Genomic DNA, 26,463 nt, shown 5'->3' on the forward strand with positions numbered 1-26,463 from the left:
GACATGAGTGCGCAGCGGTTTGGCCGCTGTAAACTGCTTTAGACAAACAGGGGCATGTCCGAGTTCATGCAGACGTTGACTAAAATCGTGACCTGGATCATCCGCCTGCTCGGCTATTCCGTGGGCGTCGTACTGATCCTTGCTGCAGTGGCAATCGGCGTTTTCGGCTTCACATCCTTTGGCCCGCGGATCGTCGTCGACAAGGTTGCGTCGATCATCTCCAACCGCGATATGACTATCCGTGTTCAGGATCCGCAAGGGCTTTTGACCGGAGGGCTGCGGGCAAGCCAGATCGTGCTTTCCGATACGCGTGGCGTATTCGCGGAGATCGATGGCGTCGCGATCAACTGGAATCCCCTGGCGCTGCTGACAGGACGATTCCACGCGACGCGCGTGGAGGCCGCCGATATCCACGTTCTGCGCAGCCCTGTGCGAACGCTGCCGTCCCGCCCGGCTGCCGAAGACAGCAGCGGCTTTTCCCTTCCGCTCAAGCTCGATATCGACAACATCTCCCTACCGGCCATTCGGCTGGAGCAGCCGCTGATCGGCCGCGCCTTCTCGCTCGCAGCCAATGGCAGCATGCGTGCCGACAACGAGGGCGGCAATGCCTCGTTGTCGCTGAACAGGCATGATGTTCCCGATGCGAAGCTGACGGCGGATGTCGCCTTTCTTCCTGATGGAAACCAGCTGCGGCTGCAGGCAAAGCTGAGCGAACCGAAGGGTGGCTTGCTTGCGGGCGTACTGGCGCTCCCCGGCAATCCTGCCTTGGAGGTCAGCCTCGCGGGCGACGGCCCGATTTCCAACTGGAAAGGCAAGCTGCAGGCGTCGCTCGACGGACAACAGCGTGCGGCAATCGAAGCCCACCATGCCCAGACGCCAGATGGCCTGCATCACATAGACCTCAAGGGCGGCGGCGATCTCACCTCCCTGCTTCCCGCAGCCTTCCGCCCACTGTTTTCAGGGCAGACCAATATCGATGTCGCCGCCACGTTCGACAACAAGGGCAAGATCGATATTCAAACCGGCAACATCGCGACCGGTGCGGTCGTTATCGCAACCTCAGGCACTCTGGACCCCAAGGGCAAGAACAGCCTGAACGCCAACCTTCTCGGAACATCAGGACCCGTCGATTTCCGTTGGCCGCTGGCCGATGGCGACGCGCGCTTCATGATATCAGGCGTCAACCTCGCCTTGACGGGGGACGCGAAAGCCTCGCGCCTCAACGCCAGCGCATCGATCGATTCCGCGGTCCTGCCGCAGGCAACGATCAACAACGTCAAGCTGACGGCAAAGAGCGACAACTTCAATCTCTCCGGCCGCTCCGGCGGTGTCCAGCTGCGATTGGTCGCGGGCGACATGACATTCGCCAACCCTGACATCAACCGGGCGATCCAAGGACCGGTGACGATTGCCGTCCCCCTGCAAATTTCACCGGATGCCCTCGGCTTCAACGGCACGACGATCGAAAGCGCGTCTGCCAACGCCAGCCTGAACGGGTCCTACAAGCTCAGTGCCAGTGCGCTCACCGGCAACGCCAAGCTGACGATCGAACCCCCGGCATTGCCCCCGGCGGTGGCAGCCCGTTTCGATGCCCCGATAGTGGTTGAGACGGTTGTTGGCGGAACGATCCCGTCGAAGATCACCTTGTCGAACCTTACCATCAAGTCCAGCGCCCTGGAAGCGAACGGCAACGTCGCACTCGACGGTGATATGCTCGACGCCACCCTTTCGGGCCGGATCCCGGAGGTCGCGAAGTTTCTGGAAACAGCCGCGGGCGAAGCAAGCTATTCGCTGAGCGCAAAGGGCAACCTTGCAGCACTCGCCGTCTCGGCAAACGTCAAGGCACCTCAGCTTGATATCGCCGGACGAAAACTGGCCAATCTTGACGTCATCCTTTCCGGCACTGCGGATCCAAAGGCTCCCAAGGCCGAATTGACCGCCAAGGGCAGCATCGACGGCCAGGCGATCAACATCAGCACCGATATGCAGTCGATGGATGGCAGGGTGATCTTGCCGTCGATTGCCGCCAATGTCGGCAAGAATCGCCTGACGGGCCATGTCGAACTTTCCGGAGGCTTCCAGCCGACCGGGTCCCTCACCTTCGATTTTCCGGATGTCGGCCTTCTGGCAGCTCTCGGCGGGCAACTCGCGGAAGGCGACCTGAAGGGCTCCGTCGACATTGCCAATGAAAGCGGCAAGATCGCGCTCAAGGTGGCGGCGGCAGGCAGCGGGCTGAAGCGCGGCACCTTCTCGGTTGTCAAACCGGACATCAACGTTACGGTCAGCGATCTCAAGGCATTCGCGGCAACGGGAAGCATCAAGGCCGAGGAGATCGCGTCCGGCACGAACAAGGTAGAGACGCTGGGGCTGACCTTCACGCAACTGCAGAACCGCACAAACTTTGATCTCGACGCGATCTATGACAGCAGCCCGCTCGTTGTCAGGGGCGGAGTGGAGGCTAAGGACGGAACCACCCTTCTGCAGCTGAACCGCTTTTCGGCGAGACCGCATGACATTCCCGTCGAGCTTACGTCGCCGTCGGATCTGAGCTTCAGCAACGGGACCGTCACCCTCAACGGGATCGAGCTCACTGCCGGCGCTGGCGCAATCAGCGCCAGAGGCACGATCGGCGAGACGCTGGACATTGATGCCGATATCAAGGAACTGCCGGCAAGTCTGGCGAACAGCTTTGTGCCCAACCTTCAGGCAGAGGGCACGATATCCGGCAAGGTTACAGTCAAGGGCACGCCAGCCGCGCCAAGCGCGAACTTCAAGCTAGACTGGAAGAATGCGGCAACCAGCCATACCCGGGGCGCCGGCCTTTCACCCCTTGCGATCGGTGCCAACGGCACTTTTGCCGACAATACGCTGGACTTCCAGGCAGCTGCGACTGGAAGCGGCGGCGTTTCGTTGAAGGCACAGGGAAACTTCGCGACGGCAGGACCGAACGCCCAGTCGTTGAGCGCCAATGCTGACATCGTCAACATACCTGCCGCCCTGGCAAATGCGCTGGTGCCCGGCCTCAATGCCGAAGGATCCATCACCGGCAAAGTCAGTGCCTCCGGCAAGCTGCCGGCACCGGAACTCGACTTCAAGCTCAACTGGAAGAATGCCGCAACCAGCCAGACTAGGATTGCCAAACTCTCTTCGCTCGGCGTTTCCGCCAGCGGCAAACTCGAAAATAATATCCTCCATTTCAACGCCAATGCCAGCGGCAGCGGCGCATTGTCTCTGAAGGCCGACGGTAGTTTTGTGGTTTCGGGTGACACCGCGCAGACGCTGACGCTCGACGGAGAGCTCGCGAATATCCCGGCTGCGCTTGGCAACGCCTTCGTGCCGAACCTTGCGGCCGAAGGCCTGATCTCGGGGACGTTCAACGCCTCAGGCAAGCTGCCGACACCGACTGCCAATCTGCATCTGGATTGGAAGAACGCAGCTACCGCGCAGACGAAGACAGCAGGCCTCACCGGCCTCAAGCTGGCAGCCAATGGCAAATTTGCCGACGGCACTCTCGACTTCGACACGAACGTCACCGCAAACGGCGGTATGTCGTTGGCCGCCAATGGGAAGCTGCACCTCAGCGGCAAGGAGCTCCACGACCTCGCGATCGACGCCACAATGGCCGAATTGCCCGCAAGCCTCGCCAACGCCTTCGTGCCGAACCTTGGTGCAAGAGGCATCGTTTCCGGCGCGGCTTCGGTCACCGGCACTCTGAAGCAGCCGGAGGGCCGTTTCGACCTCGCATGGAAGGATCTGGCCACCAGCCAGACCAAGGCGGCCCACCTTGCTCCTTTCGCCCTGGACGCCAACGGCACTCTCGCCAACAACACCCTGACCTTCCAGGCGAACCTTGATGGAGAAGGAGGCGCCCAACTCAAGGCATCGGGTACAGCGGCACTCGAGGGTACCGCTGTGCGGAACCTGAAGGCAGACGCAAGCCTCAATGCCCTTCCCGCCGCTCTGGTCAATAGTTTCGTCCCCGATCTGGGCGCCGAGGGCACGATCTCCGGATCGGCTGTGGTGTCGGGCGATCTCCCGCTGCCGGCCGTCGATTTCAAGCTGGACTGGGCAAATGCCGGAACGCGCCAGACGAAAAGCGCCGGTCTTTCCGCGCTTAGCCTGAACGCGACGGGCAGATTTGCCGATAACAAGATCGATTTCGACGCAAACCTCTCCGGCAGGAGCGGGGACCTGCTGAAAGCCAAGGGAAGCGCGGCGCTGCAAGGCGGAACGGTCGGCGGCCTGTCCGTCGATGCCGACATCACAAACCTCCCGGCGAGCCTCGCCAATGGCTTCGTTCCAAGCTTGGGAGCCGAGGGCGTCATTTCCGGTACGGCAAAGACCTCGGGAACCCCAACCAATCCGATCATCGATTTCAAGCTCGGCTGGGCGAACGCAGCAACAACGCAGACCAGAGCCTCCGGCATTGGTCCCTTGTCTGCCGATGCCAGCGGCAGGCTGGCCGACAACAAGCTCGACTTCAAGGCAAACCTGGGTGGCAGTGGCGTGTCGCTGAAGGCCGGCGGCAACTTCGTCGTCGCCGGACCAAACGCGCGGTCGCTTTCCGTCAATGCCGACGTTGCAAACCTGCCGGCAGGACTGGCCAACGCCTTCGTTCCAGGGCTCGCGGCCGAAGGCAATATCTCGGGCACGGTAACCGCATCCGGCAAGCTGCCGCTTCCCGCCGCCGAATTCAAACTGGATTGGCGCAACGCTGCGACCAGCCAAACCAGAAGCGCCGGCCTCCAACCGCTCAGCATCGCGACGAGCGGAAAGCTGTCCGGCCCGACGCTGAAGTTCGACACAACAGTCGGGGGCGGTGGCGGCCTGTCGCTGAAGGGTGGGGGAAGTGTTGCCGTTGCTGGCAACCGTGCGCTCGACTTGCGCTTCTCGGGCAATCTGCCCTTCGCGGTCCTCGGCACACAGCTCGCCGCCCAAGGGCTGACGGCAGAGGGAACGGCCAACTTCAATCTGCAGATCGGCGGCACGGCGGCCGCCCCGCTGGTCAATGGAACAGTGACAACCACTGGCGCCAGGATCGTTGATGTGCGGCGCAATCTTGCGCTTAACAGCCTGACTGCCGACATCCGTTTCAATGGGCAGCAAGCGGTCATCTCGAGGCTCACCGGCCAGATCGCCAGCGGCGGCAGCATCTCCGTCACCGGCAATGTCGGGATCCAGCCTGCAGCGAACTTTCCGGCCAACATCGATGTGAAGCTCGACAAGGCCGTCTACGTCGACGGCACGCTGGTCGTCGCGACAGTCGATGGGACGATCGGATTGCGCGGCCCGCTGCTTGCCGGTCCTACGCTCACCGGAAAGCTTCACGTCGAACGGGCCTCCATCACGGTTCCAGAGAGATTGCCGACCTCGCTGCGCGAAATCGACATCAAGCACGTGAACGCGCCGAAGGCGGTTCTCGCGCAGCTCGCCGCCGCCGGGCCTCAGGGGCCGCGTGAAAAATCCGCGACCATGAACCTCGATATCCGATTGGATGCCCCATCGCAGATCTTCGTCCGTGGGCGCGGGATCGATGCCGAGCTTGGAGGAAGCGTAACGATCAAGGGAACGGCCTCGGCCCCACTGGTTTCCGGTGGCTTCACCATGCGTCGTGGCCGCTTGACGATCCTCAACCGCCGCCTCGACTTCTCTGACAAGAGCCGCATCACCTTTGCCGGCGATCTGACTCCGGCACTGCAGATGGAAGCGAATTCGACCTCCGGCTCGACGACGCTCACCGTCGACGTAGCGGGCCTCGCGACCGACCCGTCCATCACCTTCTCCTCCTCGCCCGCGCTGCCGCAGGACGAGGTCCTGGCGCAGCTGATTTTCGGCCAATCCATGTCCCGGCTCTCTCCGCTCCAGATCGCCCAACTGGCGGACGCGGTGAGCCAGCTTGCCGGCGGGCGCTCGGGTTCGCTGTTTCAAGGGCTACGCAACCAGCTGGGCGTCGATGATCTAGACATCAGCACGGATGCCAACGGCCAGACCAGCGTCAGCGTCGGCCGCTACCTGAACGAACGCACCTATTTCGAGCTGCAGCAGAGCAGTGGCAAATCGGGAGCCAAGGCCATCATCAACCTCGACGTCGGACGCGGAGTGAAGTTGCGCGGCGCAGCTGGCGGCGATGGTGCCGGCGAGGCAGGCATCGTCTACGAGCATGAATACTAGGCGATAGACGTCCTCTCGCGGCAGTCTGCGTCCAGCAAACCGCCAGGCTACGCGGGCGCTTAGAAGCTCGTCTTTCGCGTCTTCAGCAGGATGTTGGTCTCGGTGGTGTTGATTCCATCCACCAGTCGAATGCGCCGCAATGTCTCGTCAAAAGAAACGAGATCGCGGTCTTCCAACTCCGCGATGAAGTCCCATCTTCCGTTGGTACTATGCAGGGCGCGAACCTGCGGCAAGCCGCGAAGCTGATCGGCAACCTTGTCGGCAAGCTTGCCGAGAACCTCGATCATGACGATCGCTCGAACGCCTGCCGCGCGGGTTTCGTGGCCGGTGCGGATGGTGAAGGCCGCAATCGTTCCATTGGCGACGAGGCGATCGATCCGGGCGGAAACGGTGGCTCGCGACGCACCCGTCAAAGCCGCCAGCGACGACACGGGAGTACGCGCGTTGTGCCGGAGGGCGCTGAGAAGTTCCTGATCAAGATCGTCCATGGTTTCCACTTTGCCATATGTGACTTAGCAAACTGCTAAATCGGCTTTCATTCCGAACATTTTTTCATCTTTTTGTCGTCGCGTCGATGCTCCACTATTCATCCGAAACAGCATGAGGGAAAAGACATATGCAGACGCAAGCCAGACCGGTCACACTTATCGGCGCCCCCCTGGAAGAGGGATCGGGTCGCAGGGGCGCTGCCATGGGTCCCGCCGCACTGCGCATTGCTGGCGTCGACCGGACACTGGTCGATCTCGGCTATGATGTCGCCGATGCCGGCGACGTACAGGTCGTGCCCGCGCGCGACCTGCCGAACCTCCCGAAGGCACACAATCTACGGACAGTCGGGGCATTTGCCCGTGCGCTGGAAGCCGGCGTCTACGAGATCGCTGCAGCCGGCCGCTTCCCGATCATCCTCGGCGGCGACCACAGCCTGTCGATGGGCAGCGTCTCCGGCATGGCACGCCACGCAGCCCGGCAGGGCCGACCGCTCTTCGTGCTTTGGCTTGATGCACACTCCGATTTCAACACCCCTGCAACCTCGCCGTCCGGCAACATTCATGGCATGCCGGTCGCCTTTTTCTGCGGCCAGGCCGAGATCGCCGAGGTCCTGCCGAAGGACCGGCCCCTGGTGGATCCGCGCAACGTCTTCCAGGTGGGCATTCGTTCGGTGGACGCGCCGGAGCGTGAACTGATCAAGGAACACGGCGTCAACGTCTTCGACATGCGATCGATTGACGAGCAGGGCGTTGCAGCGATCATGCGCGATATCCTTGGCACTGTCAGCGCCGCCAACGGCCTGCTGCATGTCAGCCTCGACGTCGATTTCCTCGACCCCGAAATCGCCCCCGGCGTCGGCACGACTGTCCCCGGCGGCGCCACGTTCCGCGAGGCTCACCTCATCATGGAGATGCTGTGCGACAGCGGCCTCGTCTCTTCGCTCGACCTTGTCGAGCTCAACCCCTTTCTCGATGATCGGGGCAAGAGCGCCCGAATTCTCGTGGAGCTCACGGCAAGCCTCTTTGGCCGCCGCATATTCGACCGCCCGACACGCGCAGCATAATAATAGAGGGACAAATAATGAAAACGGCAGCCAACCTGATCGATACCGAGCAGCGCCTCGGCGCTCATAACTACAAGCCGCTCGACGTCGTCCTGACGCGTGGCGAGGGCGTTTATGTCTGGGACACCGACGGAAACCGCTACCTTGACTGTCTCTCGGCCTATTCGGCGGTCAATCAGGGCCACTGCCATCCGAAGATCCTTGCCGCGATGTTCGAGCAGGCAGGCAAGCTGACGCTGACCTCGCGCGCCTTCCGCAACGACCAGCTCGCGCACCTCTACGAAGAGCTCGCGGCCCTGACCGGCTCGCACAAAATCCTGCCGATGAACTCAGGCGCCGAGGCGGTCGAGACTGCCATCAAGGCCGTGCGCAAGTGGGGCTACGAGGTCAAGGGCGTGCCGGAAGGCAAAGCGGAGATCATCGTCTGCTCGGATAATTTTCACGGCCGGACACTCAGCATCATCAGCTTCTCGACTGATCCGGATGCGCGCACCGGCTTCGGCCCCTACACGCCGGGCTTCCGGACCGTTCCTTTCGGCGATGCCGATGCATTTGCGGCGGCCATCAACGAGAACACCGTCGCCGCGCTGATCGAGCCGATCCAGGGCGAAGCTGGCGTTATCATCCCACAGCCCGGCTATTTCAAGCGCGTGCGTGAACTTTGCACGGAGAACCAGGTCACGCTCATCCTCGACGAAATCCAGACCGGGCTTGGCCGCACCGGCAAGCTGCTGGCAGAGGAACACGAAGGCATCGAGGCCGATGTAACACTGATCGGCAAGGCATTGTCCGGTGGCTTCTATCCGGTCTCTGCCGTTCTTGCCAATTCCGAAGTGCTTGGCGTCCTGAAGCCCGGCCAGCACGGCTCGACCTTCGGCGGTAATCCCCTCGCCTGCGCCGTGGCGCGCGCGGCGCTGAAGGTGCTAACCGAGGAAGGCATGATCGAGAACGCCGCAAAGATGGGCGACTACTTCCTCGAGGGCCTGCGCTCGATCCGTTCCAACATCGTCAAGGACGTGCGCGGCCGGGGCCTGATGATGGCTGTCGAACTCGTACCGGAAGCCGGTGGCGCCCGCCAGTACTGCTACTCCCTGAAGGAACGCGGGCTGCTTGCCAAGGATACGCATGAGAACACGATCCGCCTCGCACCGCCGCTGGTGATCACCAAGGATCAGGTTGAATGGGCGGTGGCGCAGATCGAAAAGACGATCGCTTAGTCGCTCCGCCTTCGCCCAAGGTGGACTCTCGCAACATCGTGAGTTCATCTCGAGCAAACGCCGAGCCGGACTAAAAATCATCTGTCCCAATTTAGAATTGAGAAACACTCTTCACCTAATGTCCGGAGTAACCGTATCGGTACTTTCTCGGTCGAAGAGTTCCGGCGGTTTGAAGGCAAAGTCCATCCGCGCCAATGGTGGCGCGGTTGCTTCTGCCCTGGCTTTCGACAGTTGGGACAATTCTAATGGCTACCATCAATTCCACGAGCTTCAGCGGCGATACGCTTGAGATCATTGCCTTCAGACTGCACGATCAGGAATTCTGCGTGAAGACGACGACAATTCGCGAAATTCGCGGTTGGGCACCGTCGACACCCATCCCGCATTCGCCAGCCGACGTCATCGGCGTCATGAACCTGCGCGGCTCCGTCATCCCGATCATCGACCTTGCTTTCAAGCTCGGAATGAAGAGCACCGTTGCCAATGAGCGCAGCGCCATCGTCGTCGCTGAGGTTCACAACATGGTCATCGGCATGCTGGTCGACCGCGTGTCTGACATCCTGACGATCTCGTCTGGCCAGGTGCAGCCGGTACCGGAAGTGACCGCATCGTTCGACCGCGCCTTCTGCGAGGGCATCATCGCCTCCGAGAATGGCATGATCTGCTTCCTGAACCTCGCCAAGATGTTCAAGGAAAACGAAGCGGACGAACTCGCCGCATAGCGAAAGCTAAACACCAAAAAAAAGCCGCTCAGATCGAGCGGCTTTTTTTGTAGACGAATACACTCATTATAAGAAATTCATCATAATTTCTACCATAACACTCATATTAAATTAGATATTTCTTTTACACTAAACATTAACCCTCATGGTCCGATCATTGGTTGTGGCGACTAGGAATTTCTCGCGTCGAAATGGGCACCGACGAACGGCCTTGGAACGACAACAGTCGTCAGGTTAATGGAACGCGCGGAGCATTGGCGCCCGCGCATTGAGGGGATGAAAATGTTCGGTCTGTCATCTGATTCGAAGAATATCCTCGACGCGATTTCGAAGTCGCAGGCAATCATCGAGTTTGATCTCAAGGGCAACGTCCTGAAGGCAAACGAGAATTTTTGCAATGCGCTTGGATATAGCCTCTCGGAAATCGCCGGCAAGCATCACAGCATGTTCTGTGAGCCGACCTATACCGCGACATCGGAATACCGCGACTTCTGGGCTCGGCTCGGCAGAGGCGAACACGACTCCGGCGCCTACAAGCGCCTTGCAAAGGGCGGTCGGGAGATCTGGATCCAGGCCACCTACAATCCTGTGTTCAAGAACGGCAAACCCTACAAGGTCATAAAATTTGCCGCCGACATCACCGATGTGAAGAAGAAAGCGGTCGAGGACGCCGGCAAGCTCGACGCGATCTCCCGCTCGCAAGCCGTTATCGAGTTTACCCCCACCGGCGAGATCCTGACGGCAAACGAGAACTTCTGCGGCGCGCTCGGCTACTCGCTCTTTGAAATTGCGGGCAAGCACCACAGCATGTTCTGCGAACCGGCATACACGCGAACGGATGAATACGCCAATTTCTGGCGCCGGCTCGCTCAAGGCGAGTTCATCGCCAATGAGTTCGTTCGATACGGAAAGGGTGGCAAGGAGATCTGGATCCAGGCGGCCTATAACCCAATTAGCGACGCCAACGGCAAAGTCTACAAGGTCGTAAAGTTCGCGACCGACGTTACCCAACGAATGAGCGCAATCACCCAGCTTGCTGAAGCGCTTCGCGGACTGTCGGAAGGCGATCTCACCAAGACCGTGGATGCCGCCTTCGTACCGTCGATGGAACAGTTGCGGCACGATTTCAATGCCACGGTCGCCAAGCTATCCGAAACGCTGAATACCGTGGGCGAAAATGCGCGCGCGATTGCCGCCGGATCCCGCGAAATCGGCTCATCAGCGGATTCCTTCTCCAAGCGAACCGAGCAGCAAGCCGCGTCGGTCGAGGAGACCGCTGCCGCGCTCGAACAGATCACCACAACCGTCAACGACTCCAGCCATCGTGCCGACGAAGCCGGTAAGCTGGTCGCCAAGACAAAGCACGGCGCCGAACAATCCGGGCTCGTCGTCCGCAATGCGGTCTCGGCCATGGACCAGATCGAGCAATCCTCACGAGAAATCACCAACATCATCGGCGTCATCGACGATATCGCCTTCCAGACGAATCTGCTCGCGCTCAATGCCGGTGTGGAGGCGGCCCGCGCCGGCGAGGCAGGCAAAGGCTTTGCAGTCGTGGCACAGGAAGTGCGTGAACTCGCCCAGCGCTCCGCCAGCGCAGCGAAGGAGATCAAGTCGCTGATCACCAAATCGAGCGAACTTGTCCGCAACGGCGTCGATCTTGTCGGCCAGACCGGCAAGGCGCTGGAAACAATCGTGACACAGGTCGGCGACATCAACACCAACGTCGTCGCCATCGTCGAGGCATCCAAGGAGCAGGCGACTGGCCTCAAGGAGATCAACCACGCCGTCAACTCCATGGATCAGGCCACCCAGCAGAACGCTGCGATGGTCGAGGAGAGCACCGCGGCAAGCCACAAACTCGCCGCAGAAGCGGAAGCGCTTCGGGCCCTGATTGCGCAGTTCCGCCTAGCCGAGACCTACGCATCTCGAGGCGCGCCGAGGCCAGCGCCCTCCCCGGCGCTGCATCTGGTCGCCCGCGTGGCAAGAGCCCACGGTGCGGCAGCGCCTGTGGCCGATAGCTGGCAAGAGTTCTAAACAGCTGACAGGTGTGAACAGCCGGCATCGCCAAGCGCGGTGCCGACTTCTGCAATTCTGGCGAGCTTCGAAGATCCCTCAGCAAAGAGAACAAGCTCGACTACACATTGCATTAGCGGAATATGAAAATGGGAAACCAAGTCGCTCCCCGAGGCCCACGCAATCAAACCCTCAACAACGTCAAAGATGTTAAATTTCAATAGTTTGTCCATTAGAAACAGGTGATAAGAGAGCTCGACCATCCTCATAGCAGACGAGATTCTTTGCCTTTGCGTTCACGATCGATTAGGCCTACCGAAAATCCTAAATTACCTATGCGTGAGGAAATATTGAAATCTTAGGCTTCGCGCATATTATCTTTCTCTTATGGTGAAAGGCTGGCAGCCACCCTTGGTTGCTGCCAATCGCAAGATGAAAGCGCGCTTCCATTCTGTTTCCCCAAGCCGGAGCATCGAGTTCCGGTAAGAGATCGTTTGGAGGTTAGTATGAGTTACAAGACAACGACCATAGCCATCCTTCTTCTTGGCAGTGCGGGGCTGGTGGCTCCCATTCCGGCGAGCGCGCTTGATATCGGCGGCAAGAACGGCGTCAGCGTCAACAGTAGCAATAGCGGCTTGAGCGTCTCGGTTGGCGGTGCCAGCGGCGTGAACGCCAATGTCGGCAGCAGCTCGTCGGGCGGCCTTGGCGTCAACGCCTCTGTCGGTGGTGCCAGCGGCATCAACAGCAATACGTCGGTCGGCGGCAGCAGCCGCGGTCTTGGCGTGAGCACGACCGCAAGTGTCGGCGGCTCCAGAGGGGTCAATGCCGATGTTGGCGCGAACGTGGGTGGCAGCAGCCTCGCCACAGCAAAAGCCACCGTTGGTTTGGGTGGGAATACGATTGCGGACGTCGACCTCGGCGTGCCATCGGTAAGCAACCCGACGGGACCCGGCACATCGGGGCCAGGTACAACAGGCCCGGGAACGACCGGCAATCCGAAGAACCCGTTGCTCGCCTATGACGACATGTCATCCGCCGAGCAGGCAAAGATCAAGGTCCGCTGCAAGGACGTCGTGCGTTCAGGTGGGTTCGATTCAAGCCTGGTAAAGCTCTGCAAGATGGTCATCGCCATGCGTTGATGCAGGAAAGCGCCGGCTTGCCGGCGCTTCTCCGATTTCTGTCTTGCGCTTGGGATTGGCTATTCCGGGCGACGGATCAGCGTTGCAGCCTGCACCACCAGCGGATTCAGTCCGTTGTCGTCACGCTCCAGTATCTCGAAAAGCTGGCGCCGCATGCGCGGCTCCCAGAATTTATTGATGTGGGAAGCCACCCCCGGCACCGCTTCATCCTCGGGCTGCGTCTTGAAGAACGTCGCGATCTGGTTTGCCATGTAGACGAGTTTGGTCTGGGTATCATGCGACATCGGAAATATGTCCCGGCTGGATGCGGTGCGAATGGGTGAAAATCTCGAAATCCTCGCCGCGAACGAGGGCGATCAGGGTCATCCCCGCCTGCTCGGCGGTGCGGATCGCAAGCGCCGTCGGCGCGGAGATGGCGATCAGCACAGGGCTGCCGAGAATGGCGGCCTTCTGCACCATCTCGACAGACAAACGGCTGGTGACGGCAACGACGCCCCCCGCGCCTGAAAGACCCAGGCGAACAACCGCACCGCAAAGCTTGTCCAGCGCATTGTGCCGCCCGACATCCTCGCGCACGGCGACGAGACCCTGGCCGGGAACATAGAAGCCCGCTCCATGGACCGCTCGCGTCTCCCGGTGCAGGGGCTGCGCTCCATTCAAGAGCGAAATCGCTTCCACGATCTGCTCATGGCTGATCGTCATGCCTGCCGCGGACACATCGGGCACGCTGCGAACCGCCTGCTCGATGGATTCGATGCCACAGAGACCGCAGCCGACCGGGCCTGCCATGCTCCGGCGGCGCGCCGTTAAAGCGAGGGCAGCCTCATCGACCAGCGAAACCTGCACGTCGATGCCCTGCTCGCTCTCGACCACCTCGATCGCCGAGATCTCGTCGCGCCGCCGGATGATCCCTTCCGTGAGGCTGAAGCCGATGGCGAAATCCTCGAGATCAGCAGGTGTTCCCATCATGACCGCATGCGTCGAACCACCATAGGAGAAGGCTATGGGAACCTCCTCCGGCACGATGCGCTCGCCGGATACCATCACACCGCCGCTGCGGGCCGTGCGTCTGACGGCAATCCGGCTTGGCCGCTCGGTCATTACTCTGCGGCCTCCAGCTTGCCCGATATCCGCCGGCTTTGCCGAGCCTGCTCGTCATACTCGACCTGCCAATCGGATGGACCGTTGGAAGGCGAGACCTGCACCGCCGTCACCTTGTACTCGGGGCAATTCGTCGCCCAGTCCGAGAAGTCCGTCGTGATCACATTGGCCTGCGTATCGGGATGATGGAAGGTGGTGTAGACCACGCCGGGTGAAACGCGATCGGTGATCAACGCCCTCAGCGTCGTATCCCCGGATCGGCTCATCAGCTTCACCCAGTCGCCATCGCGAATGCCGCGTTGTTCGGCATCGTGCGGATGGATCTCCAGCCGGTCTTCGGAATGCCAGACGACATTCTCCGTGCGCCGCGTCTGCGCACCAACATTGTACTGGCTCAGGATACGGCCGGTTGTGAGCAGCAGCGGGAAGCGCGGTCCCGTACGCTCGTCGGTGGCGACATATTCGGTGCGGATGAACTTGCCCTTCCCGCGCACGAATCCATCGACATGCATGATCGGCGATCCCTCAGGATGCGCTTCGTTGCAAGGCCACTGCACCGAGCCCATCTTTTCCAGATAGTCGTAGGACACCATGGCGAAGCTCGGCGTCGTGGCCGCGATCTCATCCATGATCTCGGACGGGTGCTGGTAACTCCAGGCAAGGCCCATCGCTTGGGCGAGCTTCTGTGTCACTTCCCAGTCGGCATAGCCGTTCTTCGGGCTCATCACCTTGCGCACGCGGTTGATGCGGCGCTCGGCATTGGTAAAGGTGCCGTCCTTCTCGAGGAAGCTCGAACCTGGCAGGAAGACATGCGCATAGTTCGCGGTCTCGTTCAGGAAGAGGTCATGGACCACCACGCACTCCATCGCCGCCAGGCCTGCCGCCACATGCTTGGTATCGGGATCGGACTGCAGGATGTCCTCGCCCTGGACATAGAGCCCCTTGAAGGAGCCATCGACGGCGGCATCGAGCATGTTGGGGATGCGCAAGCCCGGCTCGTCGCTGATCTTCACGCCCCAGAGCTTTTCGAAGATATCGCGCGTCGCATCGTCGGAGACGTGACGATAGCCCGGCAGTTCGTGCGGGAAGGAACCCATATCGCAGGAACCCTGCACGTTGTTCTGACCGCGCAGCGGGTTCACGCCCACGCCGGGACGGCCGATATTGCCGGTCACCATCGCTAGGTTGGCAATAGCCATGACCGTTGTCGAACCCTGGCTATGCTCGGTCACGCCGAGGCCGTAATAGATCGCACCGTTCCCACCGGTGGCATAAAGACGGGCAGCGCCCCGCAGTAGGTCACACGGTACACCGGTCAGCGCTTCCGTCGCTTCCGGGCTGTGCTGCGGCTCGGCGACGAAGGCCGCCCAATCCTCGAATTCGGACCAGTCGCAGCGCTCGCGGATGAAACGCTCGTCGAACAGACCCTCGGTGACGATCACATGCGCTAGCGAGGTCATGACGGCGACGTTCGTGCCTGGTTTCAGCGGCAAGTGATACGACGCCTCGACATGCGGCGAGCGCACGATATCGGTCCGGCGCGGATCGATGACGATCAGCTTGGCGCCCTGCCGAAGCCGCTTCTTGAGGCGCGACCCGAAGACCGGATGTCCATCCGTCGGATTGGCGCCGATAATGACGACGACATCGCTCTTCTCGACGCTGTCGAAGTTCTGCGTACCCGCCGAGGTGCCGAAGGCCTGGCCAAGACCGTAGCCGGTGGGCGAATGGCAGACGCGGGCGCAGGTGTCGACATTGTTGTTGCCAAAACCGGCACGCACGAGCTTCTGCACCAGATAGGTTTCCTCATTGGTGCAGCGCGAGGAGGTAATGCCACCGACGGAGTCGCGGCCATACTGATACTGGATGCGGCGGAATTCCGAGGCGACATGCGCGAAAGCCTCGTCCCAGGTCACTTCGCGCCACGGGTCCGTGATCTTCTCACGCACCATCGGGTTCAGTATGCGGTCCTTGTGGCTGGAATAGCCGTAGGCAAAGCGGCCCTTGACGCAGGAATGCCCACGGTTCGCCTGTCCGTCCTTCCAGGGCACCATGCGCACCAGTTCCTCGCCGCGCATCTCCGCCTTGAAGGAGCAGCCAACGCCGCAATAGGCGCAGGTGGTCACCACCGAATGCTCCGGCTGGCCGATTTCGATCACCGCCTTCTCGGTCAGCGTCGCCGTCGGGCAGGCCTGCACGCATGCGCCACAGGAGACGCATTCCGACGAGACGAAATCCTCGTGCATGCCGGCCGAAACGCGCGAGTCAAAGCCGCGCCCCTCGATGGTCAGCGCAAACGTGCCCTGCACTTCCTCGCAGGCCCGCACGCAGCGCGAACAGACGATGCACTTCGCGGGATCGAACGTGAAGTAAGGATTGCTCTCGTCCTTCGGCGCCCATTTGGCATTGAGCCCGCCATTGTCTCGCGCCTTGACGTGGTTGTCGCCGTCATAGCCGTAGCGCACATCGCGTAGACCGACGGCGCCTGCCATGTCCTGCAACTCGCAATCGCCATTGGCGGCACAGGTGAGACAGTCGAGCGGATGGTCGGAGATGTAGAGCTCCATCACGCCCTTGCGGATATCCTTCAGCCGGCTAGTCTGCGTCGAGACAACCATCCCTGCCGCGACCGGTGTGGTGCACGATGCCGGAAGGCCGGCCCGCCCCTGGATCTCGACAAGACAGAGCCGGCAGGAGCCGAATGCGTCGATCATGTCAGTGGCGCAGAGCTTGGGGATCTCGATGCCGGCATCCATCGATGCGCGCATGATCGAGGTGCCTTCGGGCACCGTCACCTGGTTGCCGTCGATGGTGAGCGTCACCATGGTTTCGGAGGAGGAGGCCGGCGTGCCGTAATCGGTTTCGTGGACGAGAGGCATAGGTCTTACTCCGCCGCTTCAATAAGAGGTGTGGGGACGAAATCTTCGGGGAAGTGCGTCATGGCGCTCATGACGGGATAGGGCGTGAAACCGCCGAGCGCGCAAAGCGAGCCGAACTTCATCGTGTTGCAGAGATCGGCAAGGAGCGCCCGATTCTTCTCTGGTTCAATGCCCTTCGCAATCTTGTCGGCCGTTTCCACCCCGCGTGTCGAGCCGATGCGGCAGGGCGTGCACTTGCCGCAGCTTTCGACGGCACAGAACTCCATGGCGAAACGCGCCTGCTTCAGCATGTCGGCACGATCGTCGAAGACGACGATGCCGGCATGGCCGATCAGCCCGTCCTTGGCCGCAAAGGCTTCATAGTCGAACGGCGTATCGAACAGGGCCCGTGGGAAATAGGCGCCCAACGGCCCGCCGACCTGCACAGCCTTGACAGGACGGCCGGACGCCGTGCCGCCGCCGATGTCGTCGATGATTTCTCCGAGCGAGAGCCCGAACGCCGTCTCGAACAGGCCGGCATGCTTCACGTTTCCGGCGATCTGTAGCGGGATCGTGCCGCGCGAGCGACCCATACCGAAATCGCGATAGTAAGCCGCCCCCTTCTCCATGATGACAGGGACCGATGCCAGCGAGATCACATTGTTGATGACGGTCGGACAGTCGAACAGGCCTTTGTGCGCCGGCAATGGCGGCTTGGCGCGGACGATACCGCGTTTGCCTTCCAGGCTGTTCAGCAGCGCCGTTTCCTCGCCGCAGACATAGGCGCCGGCACCGGTGCGAACCTCCATATCGAAGGCTTTGCCCGAACCGAGCACGGAGGTGCCGAGAATGCCGGCACTGCGGGCGATGTCGATTGCCCGGGTCATCGCTGCGATCGCGTGCGGGTACTCCGAGCGCGTATAGACGAAACCCTTGGTCGCCCCCGTAGCAAGACCCGCGATCGCCATCCCCTCGATCAGGACGAAGGGATCGCCCTCCATGATCATTCGGTCGGCGAAGGTACCGCTGTCGCCCTCGTCGGCGTTGCAGACGATGTACTTGCGCGCACCCTGTGCGTCGAGCACGGTCTTCCACTTGATCCCGGTGGGAAAGCCGGCACCACCGCGGCCGCGCAGGCCGGAGTCGGTGACTTCCTTGACGATATCGGCGGCTTGCATGGAGGCTGCGCGGCGCAAACCGGCAAGACCACCATGAGCCTCGTAGTCATCCAGCGATAGCGGATCGATCACGCCGCAACGCGCAAAGGTAAGCCGCGTCTGCCGCTTCAGGAACGGTAGTTCTTCGACCTCCCCGAGACAGAGCCGGTGATCGCCACCCGAGATCAGCCCCTCGTCAAACAGAGCCGCGACGTCGCGGGCCTTCACCGGGCCATAGCCGATCCGTTTGCCGGCAACTTCGACTTCAACCAGCGGCTCCAGCCAGTGCATGCCGCGCGAACCGTTGCGCACGATCTTGGCGTCGAGGCCGCGATCTGCGATCTCTCGCGCCACCGCATCCGCCACCTTATCCGCACCGAGCGCCAGCGCTGCCGCATCCCGCGGGACATAGATCCTGACGGTCATCGGCGTGCCTCCTCGATCATTTCTTCGATATCGGCGACATCCACCCGGCCATGAACCTCGCCGTCCATCATCGCGGACGGCGAGCACGAACAGAGCCCAAGACAGAAGACAGGTTCGAGCGTAATTGCGCCGTCCGGCGTGGTGCCGTGCCAGTCTATACCGAGCATGGCTTTGACCCGTTCGGCCAACTCGTCACCGCCCATCGACTGGCAGGCCTCGGCCCGACAGAGCTTCAGAACATGCCGTCCAGCGGGATGATCGCGATAGTCATGATAAAACGTAACGACGCCATGCACTTCGGCTCGCGACAGATTGAGCTCTTCGGCAATGACCGGCAGCGCTTCGCGCGGGACATAGCCGAACTCGTCCTGAATCTCGTGGAGGATCGGCAGCAGCGGGCCTTCGAGAGATTTCAGATGGTCGATGATGGCGCGTGTGCGCTCGGCGATATCGCTCCTGGCGACATGAATGTTCATCAGCAGCCCTCCCACGGCCTGCACACTATGCGAAGCAGCTTGGGCGGGCGGGCTCTCTACCGAAACCTGTGGCCGACGAAACCGCTAAGTCAGTTCATTATAGAACTTTCTCAGGCAACGGCGAAGCGATCAATAACGCTGTTCCGTCAAACGATAGGAAAAACCTATCGAAGTTCAGGTGTTTCGGCGAGGATGCGCGCTTCATGCAGCAGCGCGGAGACCAGCGGCGTGAAGGGTTCGCGATGCGTGGCGACGAGACCGACCACATGATGCGCTTGCGGCTCGACGATCGGTATCATCCTGATCTCGGCAGGAAAGCCAAAGGATTTTGCGACGTTGCGGGGCATGATGCTCGCCCAGCGGCCGGTCCTTACGTGTGAGAAGAGGACGATCATCGAATTCGATTCGAGCGTCGGATGCGCCGTGGCACCCGCCTCGGCGAGAAGTTGATTGATGATCCGGCGGTTCTGCATGTCCGCCGTCAATAGGCAAAGCCTGATATCGCCGAGCTCCTTCCAGGTCACACTCTCGCGATCGGACAGGGGACTGCCTGCGGCGGTGATGAGATTGTAGCGCTCCTCGTAGAGCGGCACGCTGGTAACGCGGCCGAGCGGCTCGTTCTCGAGATAGGTGATGCCGGCATCGATCTCCAGATTCTCCAACATGCTCAGCACCTGCAGGGAGTTGCGGGAGACGATCGAAAACGTCACATCGGGGTGGCGCTCCTGAAACGGCATGGTGATGCGCGGCAGCATGGCCAGCGCGGTAGGGATGACCGCGATCTTGATGTGGCCGGAGAGCCCCTTGCGCGCCGCGCGCATTTCCTCTCGCATCGTCCGGGCATCGCTGACGATCCGACGTGCCCATTCGAGCACCCGCTGGCCTTCGGGGGTCAACCCTTGAAAACGGGACCCGCGCTGGACCAGAACGACGCCAAGCTGATCTTCAAGCTGGCGGATGGCGGCGGAAAGGCTGGGCTGCGAGACGCCGCACTCTTCGGCGGCGCGGCCGAAATGCTTCTCATTGGCGAGCGCGATGAAGAATTCCAGCTTGTCGATCATTCGGCCTCCGCGCCGAACTACGGCACGCGTTATTTTCGCGTCGCTGTCTGCGATACGCAAGCCCCGAGATCAAGCCTACTCCGTTGCGGGGACCATGCTGAAGAGCGAGTTCAGGAACGTGATCGTGCTGGGTGTTCCAACACGATAATAGACAAGGCGTCCATCCCGCCGCGTCGTGACTAAGCCTTCCAGCCGCAGGCGCGCCAATTGCTGCGAAACCATCGCCTGCTGAATGCCCAGGATGTCCTCGATTTGGCCGACGGTCTTTTCCTCGTCGGCAATGATGCAAAGGATCAGGATCCGAGTGTGATGCGCCAGCGCCTTGAGCAGGTCGCTTGCCTCGCGTGCGCGCGTCGAGAACTTTTGCAGCTCGTGGCTGCTCGTGCCCTCTCTGGGTGTAGGCAAGTGCATATTTATCTATCTCTAATTGCATAAATAGAATGTCAGAATAGACATACTAACATATACGGGTAGAGCGATACTTTGGATCTTCTAAAATGCCAAAAAAAGTCGCAGAGCGATCAGCAGATCAGCTGACCACCGTTTATCTCGATGACCTGGCCCGTGATGTAGCCCGAGAGAGAGGGCGCCGAGAGAAACAGATAGGCTGGTGCGCAGTCTTCCGGCGTGCCCAAACGCTGCAGTGGGATGGTCTTGCGCGTGGATTCCAGCTTTTCAGCCGAGGAATAGCGCTGGTGGAAGTCCGTCTCGATCGTCCCGGGCGACACGCAATTGACCCGGACCCCATCGGGTGCGAGCTCCCTGGCAAGGGCCTTTGAGTAAGTGGAAACAAACGCCTTGGAGGCCGAATAGATCGCCGAACCGGGACTTCCGCCTGTTACCGCCGAGATGGAGACGGTGTTGACAATGGCGCCACGTGCGGAGCGGAGCGCCGGCAGCAGCAACCGCGTCAGCTCGACGACCGAGGTCTGGTTCAACTGCACGATCGAGGCGTACTGCTCATCCGTCAAACTATCGGCAGGAAACCGGCCGACCATGGTGCCCGCATTGTTCACGAGCACGTCGATGCGATCAAAGGCACCGAGAACGGCTGCACCAAATGTCTCGGTGCCGGAGGTCGATGAAAAGTCCGCGGGGATTAGAAACGCCCGCCGATCTTCCTCCGCGGTCAACAGGAAATCCGGAAGCGATCGATCGGCGGAACGCCCGGTATGGACGAGCACCTTGGCCCCGCAATCCAGGAACTGTCGCGCAACCTCTAGGCCAATCCCCCGGCCGGCTCCGGTGACGACAACGTTCTTGTTTTCGAACAGCCGCGGATGAAACATATGCTACCCCCCCAAACAACACTTCGGCCTTAGCATCCATGAATTTAGCCGGAGAGACAAGAACACACCAGCCGTGCGGAGACTTCGTACAGAGACGCCGAAAACAAAAAAGCGGCCCGATAGGCCGCTTTTAATCATGCTGCTAGAAGCAGATCAGTCTTCGATGACGCCGCTGAGGTGCGTCATTTCCATGATGAAGTGCTCCAGCGCCGACTTGTGCTCGTGATGGTGTGCATCCAGCAACTCGCGCTTCGCACTGTCGATGCGGCGGGTCAGTTCATCCTTGGTCAGGTCTTCCTTCGCAACCGCCGATTCGGCGAGCAGCGTGCAACCGGTCGGCAGGATGTCAGCAAAACCGCCGAATACGACGTAGTCCTGCTTTGCGCCGCTTGCGGAGCGAACGCTGACGATACCCGGCTTGATGGTGGTCATCGTCGGGGCGTGGTTCGCCATGACGGTCATCTCGCCCTCGGTTGCCGGAATGACAACTTCGGTCACCATCTCCGACAGGAGCAGGCGCTCCGGAGATACGAGTTCAAAATTGAAATTGTCAGCCATGACGTTTCACTTCTTGATTGTCTTTGAAACGAGAGACGGCGCGCTTGGGCAATCCCAGCGCGCCGTAAGGGAATGCATCAAGCAGCTGCGGAGAGCTTCTTGGCCTTTTCGATGGCTTCTTCCATCGAGCCGACCATGTAAAAGGCTGCTTCCGGCAGGTGGTCGTAATCGCCGTTCACGAGGCCCTTGAAGCCCTTGATCGTGTCTTCGAGAGCAACCAGCTTGCCCGGCGAACCGGTGAAGACTTCGGCGACGAAGAACGGCTGCGACAGGAAGCGCTCGATCTTGCGGGCGCGGGTAACCGTCATCTTGTCCTCTTCGGACAGTTCGTCCATGCCGAGGATGGCGATGATGTCCTGCAGCGACTTGTAGCGCTGAAGCGTCGTCTGGACCTTACGGGCGACTTCGTAGTGCTCTTCGCCGACGACCATCGGGTCGAGCATGCGCGAGGTCGAGTCGAGCGGGTCAACGGCCGGGTAGATACCCTTTTCAGCGATCGAGCGCGACAGAACGGTCGTTGCGTCCAGGTGGGCGAACGAGGTTGCCGGAGCCGGGTCGGTCAAGTCGTCGGCGGGGACGTAAATGGCCTGAACCGAGGTAATCGAGCCCGTCGTCGTGGTCGTGATGCGTTCCTGCATCTGGCCCATGTCGGTGGCGAGCGTCGGCTGATAACCAACGGCCGAAGGAATACGGCCGAGCAGAGCCGACACTTCCGAGCCAGCCTGCGTGAAGCGGAAGATGTTGTCGACGAAGAACAGAACGTCCTGGCCCTTGTCGCGGAAGTCTTCAGCGATGGTGAGACCCGTCAGAGCGACGCGTGCGCGGGCGCCCGGCGGTTCGTTCATCTGGCCGTAAACCAGCGCAGCCTTGGAGCCTTCGCCGCCGCCATGCTTGTTGACGCCCGATTCGATCATTTCGTGGTAGAGGTCGTTGCCTTCGCGGGTACGTTCACCCACGCCAGCGAATACCGAGTAACCACCGTGCGCCTTGGCGACGTTGTTGATCAGTTCCATGATGAGAACGGTCTTGCCGACGCCAGCGCCGCCGAACAGGCCGATCTTGCCGCCCTTTGCGTAAGGCGCGAGCAGGTCGACGACCTTGATGCCGGTGACGAGGATCTGTGCTTCGGTCGACTGGTCGACGTAGGCAGGAGCGTCCTGGTGGATAGCGCGCTTGCCCGAAGTGACCAGCGGGCCAGCTTCGTCAACCGGCTCGCCGATGACGTTCATGATACGGCCGAGCGTTTCCGGACCGACCGGAACCGTGATCGGGCCACCGGTATCCGAAACGGCCTGACCGCGAACCAGACCTTCGGTCGAGTCCATGGCGATCGTACGAACTTCGTTTTCACCCAGGTGCTGAGCGACTTCGAGCACGAGGCGGTTGCCGCCGTTCGTGGTTTCGAGCGCGTTCAGGATCGCCGGCAGTTCGCCTTCGAAGGCAACGTCTACGACGGCGCCGATAACCTGCGTGACCTTGCCGGCGGAGCCTGCCGCGGCCTTCTTGGGGGTAGCTGCCTTAGCCATCTTCTTACCCTCTTTCCCTAACCTCAGAGCGCTTCCGCGCCCGAAATGATTTCAATGAGTTCCTTGGTGATCTGAGCCTGACGCTGACGGTTGTAGTTCAGCGTCAGCTTGTTGATCATCTCACCAGCGTTACGCGTCGCATTGTCCATCGCGCTCATCTTTGCGCCCATTTCGCCGGCGACGTTCTCAAGGAGCGCGCGGAAGATCTGGACAGAGATGTTGCGTGGGATCAGATCGCTCAGGATCGATGCCGGATCCGGCTCGTATTCGTAGACCGCACCCGCATGCGCGGCATCTTCGGCGACAACGTCACCAGCCGAAGCCGGGATGAGCTGCTGTGCCGTCGGAACCTGCGAGATCACCGACTTGAATTCCGAGTAGAACAACGTGCAGACGTCGAACTCACCGGCTTCGTACATCTCGATGATGCGCTTGCCGATGCTGTCGGCGTTTTCGAAGGCGACACGCTTGACGTCGCGCAGTTCCTTGCGCTCGACGATGAGCGAGAGGAATTCGCGGCGCAGGCTGTCGTAGCCCTTCTTGCCGACCGTGAAGATCTTCACCGTCTTGCCTTCGGCGATCAGCTTGCGGGCATGATCACGGGCAAAACGAGAAATCTGCGAGTTGAAACCGCCGCAGAGGCCGCGCTCGGCGGTGCAGACGACGAGCAGGTGAACCTGATCCTTGCCTGTACCGGTCATGAGCGTCGGCGCACCATCCGCTTCGGTGACGGCCTTGGCGATGTTCGCCAAAACCGCACTCATCCGCTGCGAATAGGGCCGAGCGGCCTCGGCCGCCTCCTGCGCACGCCGAAGCTTCGCCGCGGCGACCATTTTCATCGCCTTGGTGATCTTCTGCGTCGCCTTGACGGAGGCGATCCGGTTTTTCAGATCCTTAAGTGAAGGCATCCGTGATCCGTCCTAACTGGGTCCGATTACGAGAAAGACTTCGCGAAGCTGTCGATGGCAGCAGTGAGCTTGCCCTTCGTATCGTCGCTGATGGCCTTGTCGTTACGGATCGTGTCGAGGATCGACGCACCTTCGGAGCGCAGGTACGACAGCAGGCCCTGCTCGAACTTGCCGACCTGGTTGACCGGGATCTTGTCGAGGTAGCCGTTGACGCCGGCGAAGATCACCGCAACCTGCTCTTCCGTCTTCAGCGGCGAGAACTGCGGCTGCTTCAGGAGTTCGGTCAGGCGTGCACCGCGGTTAAGCAGGCGCTGCGTCGAGGCATCGAGGTCTGAGCCGAACTGAGCGAAGGCGGCCATTTCGCGATACTGGGCGAGTTCGCCCTTGATCGAGCCGGCAACCTGCTTCATGGCCTTGATCTGAGCGGCAGAACCAACGCGCGAAACCGACAGACCGACGTTAACGGCCGGACGAATGCCCTGGTAGAACAGGTCGGTTTCAAGGAAGATCTGTCCGTCGGTGATCGAGATCACGTTGGTCGGAATGAACGCCGAAACGTCGTTACCCTGGGTTTCGATGACAGGCAGAGCCGTCAGAGAGCCAGCGCCCTTCTCGTCGGAGAGCTTAGCAGCGCGCTCGAGGAGACGGGAGTGAAGGTAGAAAACGTCGCCGGGATAAGCTTCGCGGCCCGGCGGACGGCGCAGCAGGAGCGACATCTGACGATAGGCGACAGCCTGCTTCGAAAGGTCGTCGTAACCGATGAGAGCATGCTGGCCGTTGTCGCGGAAGTATTCGCCCATGGCGCAACCGGCGAACGGTGCCAGGTACTGCATCGGAGCCGGATCGGAAGCCGTAGCAGCAACAACGATCGAGTACTTCAGTGCGCCGCGCTCTTCGAGAACCTTGACGAACTGGGCAACGGTCGAACGCTTCTGGCCGATAGCGACGTAGACGCAGAACAGCTTGTCGCCGTCCGGGCCGTTGTCGTGGATCGGCTTCTGGTTCAGGATCGTGTCGAGAATGATGGCGGTCTTGCCGGTCTGGCGGTCGCCGATGACGAGCTCGCGCTGGCCACGGCCAACCGGGATGAGCGCGTCGATGGCCTTGAGGCCGGTCGACATCGGCTCATGAACCGACTTGCGCGGAATGATGCCAGGAGCCTTGACGTCGACGCGCGCACGGCGGGTCGCGTTGATCGGGCCCTTGCCGTCGATCGGGTTGCCGAGAGCGTCGACAACGCGGCCGAGCAGTTCCGGACCAACCGGAACGTCAACGATGGCGCCGGTCCGCTTAACGGTGTCGCCTTCCTTGATGTCGCGGTCGGAGCCGAAAATAACGACACCGACGTTATCGGACTCAAGGTTCAGCGCCATGCCGCGGATGCCGCCCGGGAACTCGACCATCTCGCCTGCCTGGACGTTGTCCAGACCGTAAACGCGAGCGATACCGTCACCGACGGAGAGCACCTGACCGACTTCCGAGACTTCTGCCTCTTTGCCGAAATTTTTAATCTGATCTTTGAGAATTGCGGAAATTTCCGCGGCGCGGATATCCATCAGCCAACCTCTTTCAATGCAAGCTTAAGGGTAGAGAGTTTGGTACGAAGAGACGTATCAATCTGACGGGACCCGACCTTCACGATCAGACCACCAAGAATTGACGGATCAACCGTGACGGCGAGCGCCACGTCTTTGCCGGTGACGCCCTTGAGCGCCGCCTTCAATTCAGTTTCCTGCGCTGCGGAGAGCGCATGGGCCGAGGTTACCTCGGCGGTAATTTCGCCACGCTGGTTTGCAGCGATGATCCGGAAGGCCTTGATCATGCCCGGGAGAGCAAACAGGCGGCGATTACGCGCCACGACCTTCAGGAAGTTTGCGAAGAAGCCACTGATGCCAGCCTTTTCGCTGATCGCAACGATCGCCTTCAACTGATCCTCGGCCGAAAAGACCGGGCTGGAGACGAAGCGCTTCAGATCTTCGCTCTCATCGAGCATCGCCTGAAAACGATCGAGATCGGCGGTCACGGTATCGACTGCCTTTTCCTCGAGCGCCAGTTCGAACAGCGACGAGGCATATCGTTCTGCAACACCAGATGTAAGCTGGGACGTGTCTGCCACGGCACAAATTTCCCTGATTTCAACCCAAGAATCCGGCTTCCGGCGGGCGCCTGATCTAAATTCTTGAATTCGTTTTGATTTCCCCCAGAAATCGCAAGAGAAGCCTCTTGCTTCTTCCGAAATTCGGGGTCCGTCTAACATAGGATATCGGGACTCGCAACACGCGTAAC

At 60.8% G+C, this 26,463-nt stretch carries 20 protein-coding genes; 6 read left to right on the forward strand and 14 right to left on the reverse strand.

The features are described 5' to 3' along the window. Positions 1–66 precede the first annotated feature (66 nt). Positions 67–6,171 (forward strand): translocation/assembly module TamB domain-containing protein, encoded by a 6,105-nt coding sequence (locus tag A6U87_RS27180; protein ID WP_198928776.1) that lies wholly within the window; start codon positions 67–69, stop codon positions 6,169–6,171. Positions 6,172–6,230: 59 nt separating this feature from the next. On the opposite strand, the gene A6U87_RS27185 is transcribed toward A6U87_RS27180, so the two are convergent. After that, complete coding sequence (locus A6U87_RS27185) at positions 6,231–6,659, reverse strand: Lrp/AsnC family transcriptional regulator (RefSeq protein WP_065694439.1); 429 nt, start codon at positions 6,657–6,659, stop codon at positions 6,231–6,233. Positions 6,660–6,787: 128 nt separating this feature from the next. Between A6U87_RS27185 and rocF the strand changes: the two genes are divergently transcribed. The 5 genes from rocF to A6U87_RS27215 all read left to right on the forward strand — a co-directional run bounded on the left by rocF (position 6,788) and on the right by A6U87_RS27215 (position 12,817). Next, positions 6,788–7,723, forward strand: coding sequence for an arginase (gene rocF, locus A6U87_RS27190; protein WP_065694440.1), 936 nt, complete (start codon positions 6,788–6,790; stop codon positions 7,721–7,723). A 17-nt stretch (positions 7,724–7,740) separates the two neighbouring features. Beyond that, entirely contained in the window at positions 7,741–8,940 is a 1,200-nt protein-coding gene (rocD, locus tag A6U87_RS27195) for an ornithine--oxo-acid transaminase (protein WP_065694441.1), read from the forward strand. A gap of 245 nt (positions 8,941–9,185) precedes the next feature. Continuing rightward, positions 9,186–9,662: a chemotaxis protein CheW gene (locus tag A6U87_RS27200; protein WP_065694442.1), complete on the forward strand. Its 477-nt coding sequence runs from the start codon at positions 9,186–9,188 to the stop codon at positions 9,660–9,662. Positions 9,663–9,944: 282 nt separating this feature from the next. Continuing rightward, entirely contained in the window at positions 9,945–11,699 is a 1,755-nt protein-coding gene (locus A6U87_RS27205; protein ID WP_065694596.1) for a methyl-accepting chemotaxis protein, read from the forward strand. 485 nt (positions 11,700–12,184) lie between these two features. After that, positions 12,185–12,817: a hypothetical protein gene (locus tag A6U87_RS27215; RefSeq protein WP_065694444.1), complete on the forward strand. Its 633-nt coding sequence runs from the start codon at positions 12,185–12,187 to the stop codon at positions 12,815–12,817. Between the two features lie 59 nt (positions 12,818–12,876). Here the strand turns inward: A6U87_RS27215 and A6U87_RS27220 are convergent, their stop codons facing one another. The 13 genes from A6U87_RS27220 to A6U87_RS27280 all read right to left on the reverse strand — a co-directional run bounded on the left by A6U87_RS27220 (position 12,877) and on the right by A6U87_RS27280 (position 26,293). Then, a complete protein-coding gene (locus A6U87_RS27220; RefSeq protein ID WP_065694445.1) occupies positions 12,877–13,101 on the reverse strand; it encodes a formate dehydrogenase subunit delta in 225 nt (74 codons plus the stop codon). Continuing rightward, the gene (gene fdhD / locus A6U87_RS27225; RefSeq protein WP_065694446.1) at positions 13,091–13,918 is read right to left on the reverse strand and encodes a formate dehydrogenase accessory sulfurtransferase FdhD; all 828 of its coding nucleotides are present in this window, start codon (positions 13,916–13,918) and stop codon (positions 13,091–13,093) included. Before fdhD ends, A6U87_RS27220 begins: the two co-directional genes overlap by 11 nt. Further along, positions 13,918–16,797 (reverse strand): formate dehydrogenase subunit alpha, encoded by a 2,880-nt coding sequence (gene fdhF / locus A6U87_RS27230; RefSeq protein ID WP_065694447.1) that lies wholly within the window; start codon positions 16,795–16,797, stop codon positions 13,918–13,920. The genes fdhD and fdhF overlap by 1 nt, the downstream gene beginning before the upstream one ends. Before the next feature lie 5 nt (positions 16,798–16,802). Next, positions 16,803–18,359: an NADH-quinone oxidoreductase subunit NuoF gene (locus A6U87_RS27235; protein ID WP_065694448.1), complete on the reverse strand. Its 1,557-nt coding sequence runs from the start codon at positions 18,357–18,359 to the stop codon at positions 16,803–16,805. Then, positions 18,356–18,835 carry a formate dehydrogenase subunit gamma gene (locus tag A6U87_RS27240; RefSeq protein WP_065694449.1) on the reverse strand — a complete coding sequence of 160 codons (480 nt, stop codon included), beginning with the start codon at positions 18,833–18,835 and terminating at the stop codon, positions 18,356–18,358. Before A6U87_RS27240 ends, A6U87_RS27235 begins: the two co-directional genes overlap by 4 nt. A 164-nt stretch (positions 18,836–18,999) precedes the next feature. Then, positions 19,000–19,896 (reverse strand): LysR family transcriptional regulator, encoded by an 897-nt coding sequence (locus A6U87_RS27245; RefSeq protein ID WP_065694450.1) that lies wholly within the window; start codon positions 19,894–19,896, stop codon positions 19,000–19,002. Positions 19,897–19,971: 75 nt separating this feature from the next. Then, positions 19,972–20,307 carry a helix-turn-helix transcriptional regulator gene (locus A6U87_RS27250; protein ID WP_065694451.1) on the reverse strand — a complete coding sequence of 112 codons (336 nt, stop codon included), beginning with the start codon at positions 20,305–20,307 and terminating at the stop codon, positions 19,972–19,974. 110 nt (positions 20,308–20,417) lie between these two features. After that, the gene (locus A6U87_RS27255) at positions 20,418–21,185 is read right to left on the reverse strand and encodes an SDR family NAD(P)-dependent oxidoreductase (RefSeq protein ID WP_065694452.1); all 768 of its coding nucleotides are present in this window, start codon (positions 21,183–21,185) and stop codon (positions 20,418–20,420) included. A 153-nt stretch (positions 21,186–21,338) separates the two neighbouring features. Next, positions 21,339–21,743, reverse strand: a complete 405-nt coding sequence (locus tag A6U87_RS27260; protein WP_065694453.1) for a F0F1 ATP synthase subunit epsilon — start codon at positions 21,741–21,743, stop codon at positions 21,339–21,341. A gap of 77 nt (positions 21,744–21,820) precedes the next feature. Next, on the reverse strand, positions 21,821–23,269 hold the full coding sequence (gene atpD / locus A6U87_RS27265; RefSeq protein ID WP_065694454.1) for a F0F1 ATP synthase subunit beta: 1,449 nt from the start codon (positions 23,267–23,269) through the stop codon (positions 21,821–21,823). 23 nt (positions 23,270–23,292) lie between these two features. Next, positions 23,293–24,177, reverse strand: coding sequence for a F0F1 ATP synthase subunit gamma (locus A6U87_RS27270; protein WP_065694455.1), 885 nt, complete (start codon positions 24,175–24,177; stop codon positions 23,293–23,295). Positions 24,178–24,203: 26 nt separating this feature from the next. After that, positions 24,204–25,733 (reverse strand): F0F1 ATP synthase subunit alpha, encoded by a 1,530-nt coding sequence (gene atpA, locus A6U87_RS27275; RefSeq protein ID WP_065694456.1) that lies wholly within the window; start codon positions 25,731–25,733, stop codon positions 24,204–24,206. Continuing rightward, positions 25,733–26,293, reverse strand: coding sequence for a F0F1 ATP synthase subunit delta (locus A6U87_RS27280; protein WP_065694457.1), 561 nt, complete (start codon positions 26,291–26,293; stop codon positions 25,733–25,735). Before A6U87_RS27280 ends, atpA begins: the two co-directional genes overlap by 1 nt. Between the last annotated feature and the right edge of the window lie 170 nt (positions 26,294–26,463).

Source organism: Rhizobium sp. AC44/96, assembly GCF_001692185.1.
GTDB lineage: Bacteria > Pseudomonadota > Alphaproteobacteria > Rhizobiales > Rhizobiaceae > Rhizobium.

Bases quoted from the DNA above. Each gene is read 5' to 3' on its own strand.
- A6U87_RS27180 (WP_198928776.1), top strand. From the start codon at position 67: ATGCAGACGTTGACTAAAATCGTGACCTGGATCATCCGCCTGCTCGGC.
- A6U87_RS27185 (WP_065694439.1), bottom strand. From the start codon at position 6,659: ATGGACGATCTTGATCAGGAACTTCTCAGCGCCCTCCGGCACAACGCG.
- rocF (WP_065694440.1), top strand. From the start codon at position 6,788: ATGCAGACGCAAGCCAGACCGGTCACACTTATCGGCGCCCCCCTGGAA.
- rocD (WP_065694441.1), top strand. From the start codon at position 7,741: ATGAAAACGGCAGCCAACCTGATCGATACCGAGCAGCGCCTCGGCGCT.
- A6U87_RS27200 (WP_065694442.1), top strand. From the start codon at position 9,186: ATGGCTACCATCAATTCCACGAGCTTCAGCGGCGATACGCTTGAGATC.
- A6U87_RS27205 (WP_065694596.1), top strand. From the start codon at position 9,945: ATGTTCGGTCTGTCATCTGATTCGAAGAATATCCTCGACGCGATTTCG.
- A6U87_RS27215 (WP_065694444.1), top strand. From the start codon at position 12,185: ATGAGTTACAAGACAACGACCATAGCCATCCTTCTTCTTGGCAGTGCG.
- A6U87_RS27220 (WP_065694445.1), bottom strand. From the start codon at position 13,101: ATGTCGCATGATACCCAGACCAAACTCGTCTACATGGCAAACCAGATC.
- fdhD (WP_065694446.1), bottom strand. From the start codon at position 13,918: ATGACCGAGCGGCCAAGCCGGATTGCCGTCAGACGCACGGCCCGCAGC.
- fdhF (WP_065694447.1), bottom strand. From the start codon at position 16,797: ATGCCTCTCGTCCACGAAACCGATTACGGCACGCCGGCCTCCTCCTCC.
- A6U87_RS27235 (WP_065694448.1), bottom strand. From the start codon at position 18,359: ATGACCGTCAGGATCTATGTCCCGCGGGATGCGGCAGCGCTGGCGCTC.
- A6U87_RS27240 (WP_065694449.1), bottom strand. From the start codon at position 18,835: ATGAACATTCATGTCGCCAGGAGCGATATCGCCGAGCGCACACGCGCC.
- A6U87_RS27245 (WP_065694450.1), bottom strand. From the start codon at position 19,896: ATGATCGACAAGCTGGAATTCTTCATCGCGCTCGCCAATGAGAAGCAT.
- A6U87_RS27250 (WP_065694451.1), bottom strand. From the start codon at position 20,307: ATGCACTTGCCTACACCCAGAGAGGGCACGAGCAGCCACGAGCTGCAA.
- A6U87_RS27255 (WP_065694452.1), bottom strand. From the start codon at position 21,185: ATGTTTCATCCGCGGCTGTTCGAAAACAAGAACGTTGTCGTCACCGGA.
- A6U87_RS27260 (WP_065694453.1), bottom strand. From the start codon at position 21,743: ATGGCTGACAATTTCAATTTTGAACTCGTATCTCCGGAGCGCCTGCTC.
- atpD (WP_065694454.1), bottom strand. From the start codon at position 23,269: ATGGCTAAGGCAGCTACCCCCAAGAAGGCCGCGGCAGGCTCCGCCGGC.
- A6U87_RS27270 (WP_065694455.1), bottom strand. From the start codon at position 24,177: ATGCCTTCACTTAAGGATCTGAAAAACCGGATCGCCTCCGTCAAGGCG.
- atpA (WP_065694456.1), bottom strand. From the start codon at position 25,733: ATGGATATCCGCGCCGCGGAAATTTCCGCAATTCTCAAAGATCAGATT.